General features: G+C 43.7%; 11 protein-coding genes. 9 read left to right on the forward strand and 2 right to left on the reverse strand.

Annotated elements, in window-relative coordinates:
- Positions 1-525: a tyrosine-type recombinase/integrase gene (locus tag ABDB98_RS08760; RefSeq protein ID WP_438421961.1), complete on the forward strand. Its 525-nt coding sequence runs from the start codon at positions 1-3 to the stop codon at positions 523-525.
- 338 nt (positions 526-863) lie between these two features.
- Here the strand turns inward: ABDB98_RS08760 and ABDB98_RS08765 are convergent, their stop codons facing one another.
- Positions 864-1,073, reverse strand: coding sequence for a hypothetical protein (locus tag ABDB98_RS08765; RefSeq protein WP_438421962.1), 210 nt, complete (start codon positions 1,071-1,073; stop codon positions 864-866).
- 86 nt (positions 1,074-1,159) lie between these two features.
- A complete protein-coding gene (locus ABDB98_RS08770; RefSeq protein WP_438421964.1) occupies positions 1,160-1,681 on the reverse strand; it encodes a hypothetical protein in 522 nt (173 codons plus the stop codon).
- Positions 1,682-3,187: 1,506 nt separating this feature from the next.
- On the opposite strand from ABDB98_RS08770, the gene ABDB98_RS08775 reads away from it, so the two are divergent.
- The 8 genes from ABDB98_RS08775 to ABDB98_RS08810 all read left to right on the forward strand — a co-directional run bounded on the left by ABDB98_RS08775 (position 3,188) and on the right by ABDB98_RS08810 (position 11,559).
- Positions 3,188-3,865: an MBL fold metallo-hydrolase gene (locus ABDB98_RS08775; protein WP_060962747.1), complete on the forward strand. Its 678-nt coding sequence runs from the start codon at positions 3,188-3,190 to the stop codon at positions 3,863-3,865.
- A 314-nt stretch (positions 3,866-4,179) separates the two neighbouring features.
- Positions 4,180-5,049 carry an ACP S-malonyltransferase gene (gene fabD, locus ABDB98_RS08780; RefSeq protein ID WP_438421965.1) on the forward strand — a complete coding sequence of 290 codons (870 nt, stop codon included), beginning with the start codon at positions 4,180-4,182 and terminating at the stop codon, positions 5,047-5,049.
- A gap of 134 nt (positions 5,050-5,183) precedes the next feature.
- Positions 5,184-6,158, forward strand: coding sequence for an acyltransferase domain-containing protein (locus tag ABDB98_RS08785; RefSeq protein WP_438421966.1), 975 nt, complete (start codon positions 5,184-5,186; stop codon positions 6,156-6,158).
- Between the two features lies 1 nt (position 6,159).
- On the forward strand, positions 6,160-8,400 hold the full coding sequence (gene fabD / locus ABDB98_RS08790; protein ID WP_438421968.1) for an ACP S-malonyltransferase: 2,241 nt from the start codon (positions 6,160-6,162) through the stop codon (positions 8,398-8,400).
- A gap of 67 nt (positions 8,401-8,467) precedes the next feature.
- A complete protein-coding gene (locus ABDB98_RS08795; protein WP_438421969.1) occupies positions 8,468-8,716 on the forward strand; it encodes an acyl carrier protein in 249 nt (82 codons plus the stop codon).
- Between the two features lie 51 nt (positions 8,717-8,767).
- Entirely contained in the window at positions 8,768-10,030 is a 1,263-nt protein-coding gene (locus ABDB98_RS08800) for a hydroxymethylglutaryl-CoA synthase family protein (RefSeq protein WP_438421970.1), read from the forward strand.
- Entirely contained in the window at positions 10,027-10,800 is a 774-nt protein-coding gene (locus tag ABDB98_RS08805; RefSeq protein WP_438421971.1) for an enoyl-CoA hydratase/isomerase, read from the forward strand. The genes ABDB98_RS08800 and ABDB98_RS08805 overlap by 4 nt, the downstream gene beginning before the upstream one ends.
- A 9-nt stretch (positions 10,801-10,809) precedes the next feature.
- Positions 10,810-11,559, forward strand: coding sequence for a polyketide synthase (locus ABDB98_RS08810; RefSeq protein WP_016936044.1), 750 nt, complete (start codon positions 10,810-10,812; stop codon positions 11,557-11,559).
- Positions 11,560-11,581: the final 22 nt, after the last annotated feature.

Here is an 11,581-nt window from a genome sequence, read left to right on the forward strand (position 1 = left end):
ATGAATTTTGTTCAACCGATAAGGGATCTGGAATGCATTTTCTATATCAAACGGTTTCTAAATGAACAGAGTAAGCGGAATCATATGCTATTTGTCACCGGGGTAAGTCTTCGTATATCAGATATACTGGAACTGAGAGTAAGGGACGCCAAGCGGCCGTATTTCAATCTTATAGAAAAGAAAAAGAGAATTGACATCGCGCCGGCTTTTCAAAGAGAATTAAAGGCGGATAGTGAGGGGAAAGAAGATCACGAATATCTTTTCAAAGCCCGCGAAGGGATCAACAAGCCCATTTCCCGGTCGGTGGCTTATAAGATTCTGATGGCTGCTGCTGAGTATGTCAATTTGGATGATATAGGCACGCACACGCTGAGGAAAACATTCGGGTTCCATTTTTACAAGCAAACAAAAGACGTTGCCATGCTGCAGGAGATTTTTAATCACTCAGACCAGCGGACAACCCTTCGATACATTGGAATCAATCAGGCTGCCATGAACAACGCTATGAAGAAATTTAAAATATAAGCAGGCTCATCTCATAAACAAGATGAGTCTTTTTTTTCGCACATTTTTATTGATTCCCTTCAAAAAGCAAACGTGGAATTTATTTTAGGTGTATGGCTTGAAAATAGAGGGGGAAAGGGCTGAAACATCAGGGGAAACCAAGATTTAAACTTGTTTTAATGTTTAAAAGATCAAATGATTATAAAAGTAATCGGAAATCTAGGTGATTATCATGCGTTTTATGAGTACCTCCTTTTACAAATTCACAGGGAGATGGTGGAAGAATTTAAATAAAATTTGAATTTGGTGAGCTGACAATCTAAAAAGTCAAAGGGGACTAGTAATTAGCCCCCCTAAATTTAGTTCTTCCTGCGTTTTTTTCTGCTTTTGATTAAACTGAAAACCACTAAGAGAACCACACCGACAGCAACGACATAAAATGAAATTTCTGCTGCTGGGGTGTTAATATTCTTAAGAACAAGGATAAGCCCTATTAAAACTATAGGAATGATGTAAGTTAGAATTTTTATAGCTTTTGGGCTCGGTTCAGCGTTACTTTTATTTTCCATAATTACCTCCTGTCTCAACACTTTAGGAATAATCACTTTAAAGCTTAACACAGGATAAATTTGTTAAACACCAACAATAGTCCCGTTTAAAGGAAAAGCATAAGAGTTTTAGTAATCCACCAAGCGGCTGTTGGGTTACCAGTAACTTTTAGAGCACCGGCATAGCACGCGTCTTCAACTGCACCAGTAAAGTTGTCGATGGTATTAAGAATTATTTCAAAACCACCGATTCCACCCATAGCAGCTTTAACTTTAGTAGGTATTGCATCCCAAGCTGCTCTTAATGCCTTTACAGCCCAGGATAATTTTCCTTGAGCAGTAAACTCTGATTCTTGTTTTTCCTTAACAGTTTTAACCGCTTCTTTAAGTTGATTTGTTTCACTTTTGGTTAAATCGAAGTGTGCAGCTATTTTATCAAGACCAACGTTATCTTTGGGTAATTGTGCAGATTTATGTAAGACTGCTTGGTTTTGATATTGGCTTTGTATTGTTTGATTATTTTGGACTTCTTTCGTTGTTGAGACAGCTCCTGCCAGTGGAACTAGTGAAAAAATAGATACACTTGCGACAGTGGACATAATAATACCTTTAGTTACAGACTTTTTCATTGTTAACTCCTCCGTTTAATCCATATTATAGTTTTCTAATCATTTCTGGAAACTTGAAATAGCCAATGCTGTAAAATAAGCAGCATTTTCGCTGTAGTGTTTGAAATTCCAGTGTCTTTGATAGATTCATATATAGAATCTTTTACAATATCCCAAGAAAGTATCTGATAACCCAATAATTCTCTAAGGATAGCTTCAATATGCTTAGTAAACCTGACTAGTTCATTTCTAACTTTTGTTCCTGCTAATCTTTCAACAAGGTGAATAACTTTGTTTTACTGTTTAATACTTACCTAATTTCATCTTTTAAAGGCTGAGAAAACTTTGATTTGAAAGAAATATTCAGAAGGAGATGTGTTTTTTCCGCCACTAAAGATAATGTGTGATGTATAATTCATAGCTGATTCTTTAGATTCATTAGTCTCAATTGTTTCAGAAAATATGAAGAACGAAAGATCCTAAATAACCTGTGAGTAAGATGCTGTTTGAAATAGTTTTAATTTTCGTTATGAATCTCCAATATAAATAGAGAACTGGGTTTATTTTCTCTGTTTTGGATTGTATACAGTCAATTATTCCTCCTCCCTTAGTTGCTATTCTAGCAATATGGATATTTAAGGTAAATAGGTATATTGAACTAAAATGGAAAATTTTAAGTATTTTAAAGGTGGATCGCTAAAAAAAGTATAATTGTTACAAAAATAATGACTGACACTATATTAGAGTAAGGATGTGTTTCGTTAAACGTATAATATTGAATTGTTGAATTTAAGATATCAGTAGATTACGGAAAGCTGAAGGGGAATTTGGCTTAGGAAAGAGGCTTAATCCTTCCTATATCAATTGAAGTGGGAGTTTGATTAATTATTTACGAAGAAAGTCATTCATTAATGTTCCTGTAAACTGTTCAGCGGAAAAATTGAGGGCTTTTGTCATAAGTTAAGTGATCTGGAGTACTGCGAAATTTTATGTTAAATTACTCCCTCTTCCCAGAGAGCCATTAATCCTGCTTTCTATAAAACCTGAGTTTCCTTGTGAAGAATCTCCCTTTCATTTGATTTAAGCCACGTAAAATAGATTTTTATGAATTCGAATTATTCTCTCCTTAGAATGTGAGGTGAATTTATTGATTCAGCTGTTAATCTTAAAAGAGATAATAGTGTGAAATTAGGTAAGTAAAAGCTGTCCGATCAGGGGACTGCCCCTGTAAAGTGAGACAAAATAAAAACTCGATTTGTTTTTATTCTTTTTATCCGAAAATTATACCATTCTTCATTTTCTGAATAAAATCTCCTAAAGTATTCATGTAAATGAATATTCTTATTTCCTTATATATTACGATAACAAATTTAAAAAATCGGCGGCTGGTTCTTTTGGTTGATTTGAACAGTTTTTTATCTTTACCGGAAAATCCATGGAAAAACGCGGTGTCATCTGGTAAAGTGGTTACAGCCGGCTGGGCGGCGGCAGCAGTCTGTCCGGATCTTTTGAATGGGAATGGTGACAATGGATCATACATATGAAGTGCATCAAATTAAAACTTATCACCAGATGTGGTCCAACTATTGTTATATTATCGCAGACCGATCAAAAAAATCTGCGATAGCGGTGGACCCGTCCTGGGAAATCGGCAAAATAACCGATAAACTGCATGAATTGGATGTTGATTTATCAGCTGTTTTATTAACACATTCACATTATGACCATGTAAACTTGGCGGAGCCGCTTCAGCAAATCTATCACTCTGATGTATACATGTCGTCAGCTGAAATCGATTACTATCAATTCCGGTGCAGAAACTTAATAGCGCTTGAAGACGGACAGACCTTTGCGGCGGGGGGATTTATCATCAAGAGCATACTGACTCCGGGACATACGGCCGGAGGGATGTGCTATTTGCTTTCTGATCACCTTTTTACCGGTGACACCGTGTTTACCGAAGGTTGCGGTATATGTGAGGACAGAGGCAGTTCTGCGGAAGATATGTTTAACAGTATACAGCGGATCAAAGCCTCCATTCCGCCGCATGTACGAGTATATCCTGGGCATTCTTTCGGGGAGAAACCGGGTCAAAAAATGGAGAGTCTTTTGAAAAACAATATTTACTTTCAAATTGACAAAAAAGAACATTTCGTGAATTTTCGCACCAGAAAAAATCAAAAAGGGCTGTTTCATTTTAAGTAGCGTATAATTTAGTTCTATTTAACTGCTTTTTCTTTCGGGATTAGAAATATCTGAAATAAAAAGATAGTAATTGCTTTCTTTTTGTTGATTTATGCCTGATTAACAGGGGTTTGCGGGAAGGAGCGCAGAGCAGACCAGATGGGACATTCTGCTTATATCTGTTCCGAAAGACCTAAACACGCCTTCTCCTGGGGAAAAATAGGCATTCTTCAGGAGTCCGCATAGGATAAATTAACTTGACATGGTATTTTTGTGAAGTTACTATCAACTTGAATATGCTTCTTATCTGAATCCGAGAAAGGATGGCTGAGAAAATGATTACATACTTATTCCCAGGACAAGGTTCTCAAAAACAGGGAATGGGAAGTTCATTGTTTGATGAATTTAAAGACTTAACTGAGCAGGCTGATGACACACTCGGATATTCTATGAAGCGGCTTTGCCTTGAGAATCCGTATTCCAATCTTCACAAGACCCAGTTCACTCAGCCCGCTTTATATGTAGTCAACGCGTTAAGCTATTTGAAAAAAATCCAAGACAATGACATAAAGCCGGATTATGTGGCCGGCCACAGTTTGGGAGAATATAATGCGCTGTTTGCCGCAGGCGCTTTTGATTTTATTACGGGCTTGCAGCTTGTCCGTAAAAGAGGCGAATTAATGAGTATGGCCACTGACGGAAAAATGGCCGCCGTCATGGGATTAACTGCACCTCAAGTGGCAGACGTCCTTCAAACGAACGGATTACATACGATTGATATTGCCAATATGAATTCTCCTCATCAAGTTGTCATATCCGGACGAAAAGAAGACATTGAAAGAGCCAAAAGCGTATTCGAAGAAATAAAAGATGTGACGATGTTTCATCCGTTAAACGTAAGCGGCGCTTTTCACTCGAGATATATGAGTGAAGCAAAACAAGAGTTCGAAAAATTTTTACAGTCATTTCATTTTTCTGCTATATCAATTCCTGTCATTTCTAACGTGCATGCCAGACCTTATGAACAAGACGAAATCCCCTCCGTTCTGGCTGATCAGATCGACCATTCAGTACGATGGCACGACAGCATCCGCTATCTCCTGAACATCGGGCGGATGGAATTTGAAGAAGTCGGCCCGGGCCATGTGCTGACAGGACTTATTCACCGCATCAAAAAAGAAACTGAAACTTTACCCGTGATGTAGCGGAACATAAGACAAAATTCTTTTCTCACACAACATTGCCCAGTCATACAACATCACGATCACTTCACTTCACGACATCACGAAACACTCACGAATCAATATTTCAAAAAAACATATAGCGAAAAGGAGAATAAATGAGCCAGCCAATTGTTTTCATGTTTTCCGGACAGGGTTCCCAATATTATCACATGGGAAAAGAGCTGTTTGCACACAACGCCGTTTTTCGACAGAAAATGCTCGACTTGGACGATTTTGCCGCCAGCCGTTTCGGTGTTTCTGTCCTTAAAGAGATTTATCATACAGCCAATGGTCTGTCCGATCCATTTGACCGCCTTCTTTTCAGCCATCCCGCCATTTTTATGGCTGAGTACGCACTCGCGTATGCTTTGGAACAAAAAGGCATACGTCCAGATTGTGTAATCGGAGCGAGCCTCGGTGAATATGCGGCGGCCGCTGTGTCGGGTGTGCTCAGCCCCGAAGACGCATTAGATTGCGTGCTGGAACAGGCCGAAATCATTACGGAAACATGCCGCAACGGCAGCATGCTTGCGGTACTGGGGAATCCGAAATTATACCAAGATGACCCGCTGCTCCATGAAAATAGTGAATTGGCCGCTGTTAACTATCAATCTCACTTTGTCATCTCCGGAGAGCGGGGACACATTAAAAAAATCATCGACGACCTGAGAGAAAAGCAGATTCCTCATCAGCTGCTGCCGGTATCATATGGGTTTCACTCAGCGATGGTTGATCAGGCGGAGCATCCGTACAAGCGCTTTTTGGCTCAGAAATCAATCCGGACTCCGTTTATTCCGTTCATTTCCAGTGCAACTGGAGAGGCTGAGACGGATATTCAAGCGGACTTTTTCTGGAATGTCGTCAGAAAGCCGATTCGATTCCGCGAAGCGCTTCAATCTGCTGAAAGCCGCGAAAAGGGATTGTATATCGATGCCGGGCCTTCCGGAACCTTGGCCGCATTTGCCAAACAGATTCTTCCCGCAGGATCGGCTGAACGCATCCGTACCATTATGACGCCGTTCCATAAAGAACAAACCCATTTGCAGCAAATCGAAGACATCATTTTATCATCGCCCGGAAGGAGACTGTAAGATGATCAGCTTTGTTTTTCCCGGCCAAGGTTCACAAAGAATAGGGATGGGAGAGGAGCTGTTCGGCCGCTACCCTGAATTAACCGCAAAGGCCGATCATATTCTCGGATATTCCGTTCAGGAGCTGTGCAGGGACGGAGAACGTCTCAATCAGACTCAATTCACTCAGCCCGCACTCTATGTCGTCAATGCCCTGAGTTATTTGAAAAAAACAGAAGAAACCGGCTTGAAACCGGATTTTACCGCCGGACACAGTTTAGGAGAATATAACGCGTTATACGCCTCGGGAGCCTTTAATTTTGAAGAAGGCTTGCAGCTGGTCAAAAAGAGGGGCGAACTGATGAGCCATGCAAAAGGAGGCGGCATGGCAGCAGTGATCGGCCTGAGTCATGAGCAGGTGACGGACGTTTTAAGAGAATCTCAATTACATATGATTGATATCGCTAACATGAACACACCGCTGCAAATTGTCCTTTCCGGATATAAAGAAGGTATTGAAAAAGCCGCAGCCGTATTTGAATCTGTAAATGGCGTGAAAATGGTTCACCGCTTAAATGTCAGCGGCGCTTTTCATTCCAGATACATGCTGGAGGCGAAGGAGGAGTTTTCGCGGTTTATTGAATCTTTCCATTTTAAGCCGCTGTCCATTCCAGTCATTTCAAATGTGACGGCAAGGCCTTATGAGCAGAGTGAGCTGAAAGAGACAATCACCGCGCAAATAACGGGATCTGTGAACTGGACAGACAGCATCCGTTTCTTAATGGGACGAAAAAACATGAGCTTTGAAGAAATCGGTCCCGGAAAAGTGCTGACCGGGCTGGTTCAGAGAATTACAGCTGAAGCGAAGCCGATAACAGCTGAAATCAAAGCTCCGGCTGCGGCTGAAAAAAGCTCAATTACGGCGGCATCTTTAGGAAATGAAGAGTTTAAACGTGATTATCGGCTGAAATACGCCTATCTGGCCGGCGGCATGTACCGAGGAATCGCTTCGAAGGAGATGGTCGTCAGGCTGGCCAAAAAAGGAATGATGGGCTTTTTCGGAACGGGCGGATTGAGCATCGGACAAACGGAGGACGCCATTTTGTCAATTCAGCATGAGCTTCGTGACGGCGGTTCCTTCGGCATAAATGTTGTACATAATATGAAGCATGCAGATTCTGAAGAAAAAATGGTTGACCTTTTACTGAAGCATGGGGTGCAGAATTTGGAAGCATCAGCATTTTTAACGGTTACTCCCGCTTTAGTCAGGTTTCGCGCTAAGGGGTTAAAGCGAGATGCAGACGGACAAGTGACAGCGCGTCAGCGGATTATCGCCAAACTGTCCCGTCCGGAAGTAGCGGAAGCGTTTCTCAGCCCGGCGCCTGATCATATGTTGCAAAAGCTTGCAGCCGAAAACAAGATTACCGCTGAGGAAGCGAATCTGATGAGAGAAATACCCGTTGCGCATGACATCTGCGTGGAGGCCGATTCGGGCGGCCATACTGACGGCGGAGCTGCTTACAGCCTCATGCCGGCGATCGTCCGTTTAAGAGATGACATGATGAAAAAATATCGATACAGCAAAACCGTCCGTATCGGAGCCGCAGGGGGAATCGGAACGCCTGAGGCTGCCATGGCTGCATTTATGCTCGGCGCTGATTTTATTGTGACCGGGTCCATTAACCAATGCACCGTTGAAGCGGCGACAAGCATTCCCGTCAAGGATCTGCTTCAGCAGATGAATGTACAGGACACGGCTTACGCGCCGGCCGGCGATATGTTTGAATCAGGCAGCAAAGTGCAGGTATTAAAGAAAGGACTGTTCTTCCCGACCCGCGCTGCTAAACTGCATGAACTGTATCAGCGTCACGGCTCAATCGAAGAAATTGATGAAAAGACAATCAGACAAATAGAAGAGAAGTATTTTAAGGCAAGTGTAAGCAGTGTTTATGAAAAAGTGAAGGCGCACTATTCGAGAGAAGACATTTCAAAAGCCGAACGGAATCCGAAACAGAAAATGGCGCTTATATTCAAATGGTATTTCAGGCAAAGCTCAGCTTCGGCGATTAAAGGAGATCCCGATGCCAAGGTAGATTACCAGATTCATTGCGGGCCGGCATTGGGAGCCTTTAATCAATGGGTGAAAGGTACGGAGCTGGAATCCTGGAAAAACCGCCATGCTGATGGAATCGGCCTGCTGCTGATGGAAGAGACGGCCTCGCTTTTGAATCAGAAGTTACGTTCATTTTTGCAAACGTGTTGACAAGACGAAATGATAGATTGAAAACATGGAATATTCATAAAAAGAATGAAACAGGGAGGAACTGACAATGAGTAAAGATAGAATCTTTGAATTGCTGCAGAACACAATTTACGAGGTTTTGCCTGATTTAGAAGGCGAACGGCTCTCACATGAAGACCGTTTAGCTGATTTGGGGGCGGATTCAGTGGATCGTGCAGAAATTATCACAATGATGCTGGAGGAATTATCTTTGCAGATCCCGCGTGTGGAGCTGACAGGAGTCTCAAACATCGGCGAATTGGCTGAAAAGCTTTATGAAAAGGTACAGGCCGTCTGATAAAACGGCGCAAAAATCGGAAGCTCAAAATTCATATTGGAGGCGAAGTTCATGACTGCTGCCGGAATAGAAGCGATAAATGTGTTTGGCGGGACGGCATACCTCGATGTCATGCAGCTGGCGGAGTACAGAAACTTAGACCCTGCCAGATTTGAGAATTTACTGATGAAAGAAAAAGCGGTGGCGCTTCCTTATGAAGACCCCGTTACATTCGGCGTTAACGCGGCAAAGCCGATTATCGACCGATTGACAGAGGCTGAAAAAGACAGAATCGAGCTGCTGATTACCTGCTCGGAGTCCGGCATCGACTTCGGAAAATCACTCAGTACATATATTCATGATTACTTAGGCCTCAACCGGAACTGCCGTTTATTTGAACTGAAGCAAGCCTGCTATTCAGGAACGGCGGGCCTGCAGATGGCGCTTAACTTTATTTTGTCACAGACGTCCCCAGGAGCGAAAGCGCTTGTCGTTGCGACGGATATTTCCCGGTTTTTAATTGCCGAAGGCGGCGATGCGTTAAGCGAAGATTGGTCTTACGCAGAACCGAGCGCCGGAGCGGGTGCCGTCGCCTTATTGATCGGTGAAAATCCGATCGTATTTCAGGCGGATGCGGGCGCAAACGGCTACTACGGCTATGAGGTGATGGATACATGCCGCCCGATCCCGGACAGTGAAGCCGGTGACGCCGACTTGTCATTGATGTCTTACCTTGATTGCTGTGAACAGACATTTCGCGAGTACAAAAACCGTGTGCCGGGCGCCGACTACAAAGAGACGTTTCACTACCTTGCCTTCCATACACCGTTTGGCGGCATGGTAAAAGGAGCCCACCGGACGATGATGCGCAAGCTTGCAAAAGCGAAAAACGCTGAGATCGAACAGGATTTTCAAACAAGGGTAGAGCCGGGGCTCCGCTACTGCCAACGAGTCGGAAACATTATGGGCGCAGCCTCTTTATTGGCTCTTGCCAGTACGATTGACCAAGGGGCATTCGGCACTTCTAAACGGATCGGCTGTTTCTCCTACGGGTCAGGATGCTGTTCGGAATTTTACAGCGGCGTTGTGACGCCTGAGGGACAGGCGCGGCAGCATTCTTTCAAGATAGAAGAGCATCTGAACGACAGATACAGGCTGTCCATGGAGGAGTATGAAGAACTGTTTAAAGGCAGCGGTTTGGTCAAATTCGGAACCCGGAATGTCAAATTGGACATAAATATGATTCCGAACATTTTAGACCATCATACCGGAAGCCCCCGTTTATATTTGGAAGAAATCACGGAATTTCACCGGAAATACAGGTGGATCCCGTGACCTATGAGACGATAAAGGTCCGTTTTCAGCAAAATGTCTGTTTCATCACCTTTTATCGGCCTGAAGCCAACAATACGATTAATGAGCGTTTAGTGGAGGAATGCCTGCATGTTCTTTCTGAATGTGAAGACTCCGTGACCTCCGTAGTGCTTGAAGGGCTGCCGGAGGTATTTTGTTTCGGGGCGGATTTCGATGAGATGTACGAGAAAATGAGACAAGGCATGCAGCATGCGGAATCACAGGAGCCGCTTTACCGTTTGTGGCTGGCGTTAAAATCCGGGCCGTACATCACCATCGCCCGCGTGCGCGGAAAAGTAAACGCGGGAGGTGTCGGATTTGCCGCCGCGTGCGATATCGTCATCGCAGACGAGAGTGCTTCATTCAGTTTATCTGAACTGTTATTCGGGCTCTATCCCGCCTGCGTTCTGCCGTTTTTAATTCAAAGAATCGGATTTCAAAAGGCGCATTATATGACGATTATGACAAAGCCCGTGCCGGCAAGGCAGGCGCTTGAATGGGGACTTTGTGACGTATGCGTTTCGGACAGCGCAACAGAGCTGAGAAAGCATTTGCTGCGCCTTCGTCCGCTGTCGAAAAAAGCAGTCATCCGCTATAAACGATACATGGATTCCTTAAACGACCTTGTTCATCGTTCGAAATCCGCTGCTTTAGCCGAAAATCAAGCGATGTTTTCAGATCCGGATAACCAATCAGCCATCATCCGTTATGCAGAAACGGGGCGGCTTCCTTGGGAAACGGAGAACAGTTAGGAGGATATCATGCCGAACGCCGCAGTTGAACTGCTCGAAATTGAACCGGAAATTATCCAAGTGACAATGCAGGATAAAACCCACAAAAATGCCTTCTCCAAAGAGCTGACGGATGGATTGATGGAGGCCTTCGCCCGTATTAAAAAATCGTCCGTCTATAAAGCTGTGATTTTAACAGGCTACGGCCATTACTTTGCTTCCGGAGGCACACAGGAAGGCTTGCTCCGGATTCAGCAGGGCATCACGAAATTTACGGAAGACCGCATGTACTCTTTGGCGCTGGAATGTGATATTCCCGTCATTTCCGCCATGCAGGGCCACGGAATCGGAGGCGGGTTTGTCATGGGGCTTTTCAGTGATTTTGTCATTTTAAGCAAAGAAAGCGTGTATACCGCAAACTTTATGAAATACGGCTTCACCCCCGGAATGGGCGCTACCTTTATCGTTCCGCAGAAGCTTGGAGCAAGCCTCGGACATGAAATGCTGTTAAACGGAGGCCATTACCGCGGCGGTGATCTGGAGAAAAGAGGGGTGCCTTTTCCGGTGCTTCCGAGGCAGGAAGTATTGGGATACGCACAGGAACTGGCCCGTGAGCTGGCGGAAAAACCGAGAAACTCGTTAATCACATTGAAAAGGCACTTGGTGACGCCGTTTCGCGAGCAGCTGCCGGCCGTCATTGAGAAGGAGTTAATCATGCATGACCAGACGTTTCATGATGATGAAGTGAAAAAACGAATCACGACGATGTACGGAGTATAAGACATACAGATGAAATGGAGGC

This window comes from Bacillus siamensis (genome assembly GCF_051628075.1).
GTDB classification, from domain to species: domain Bacteria; phylum Bacillota; class Bacilli; order Bacillales; family Bacillaceae; genus Bacillus; species Bacillus siamensis.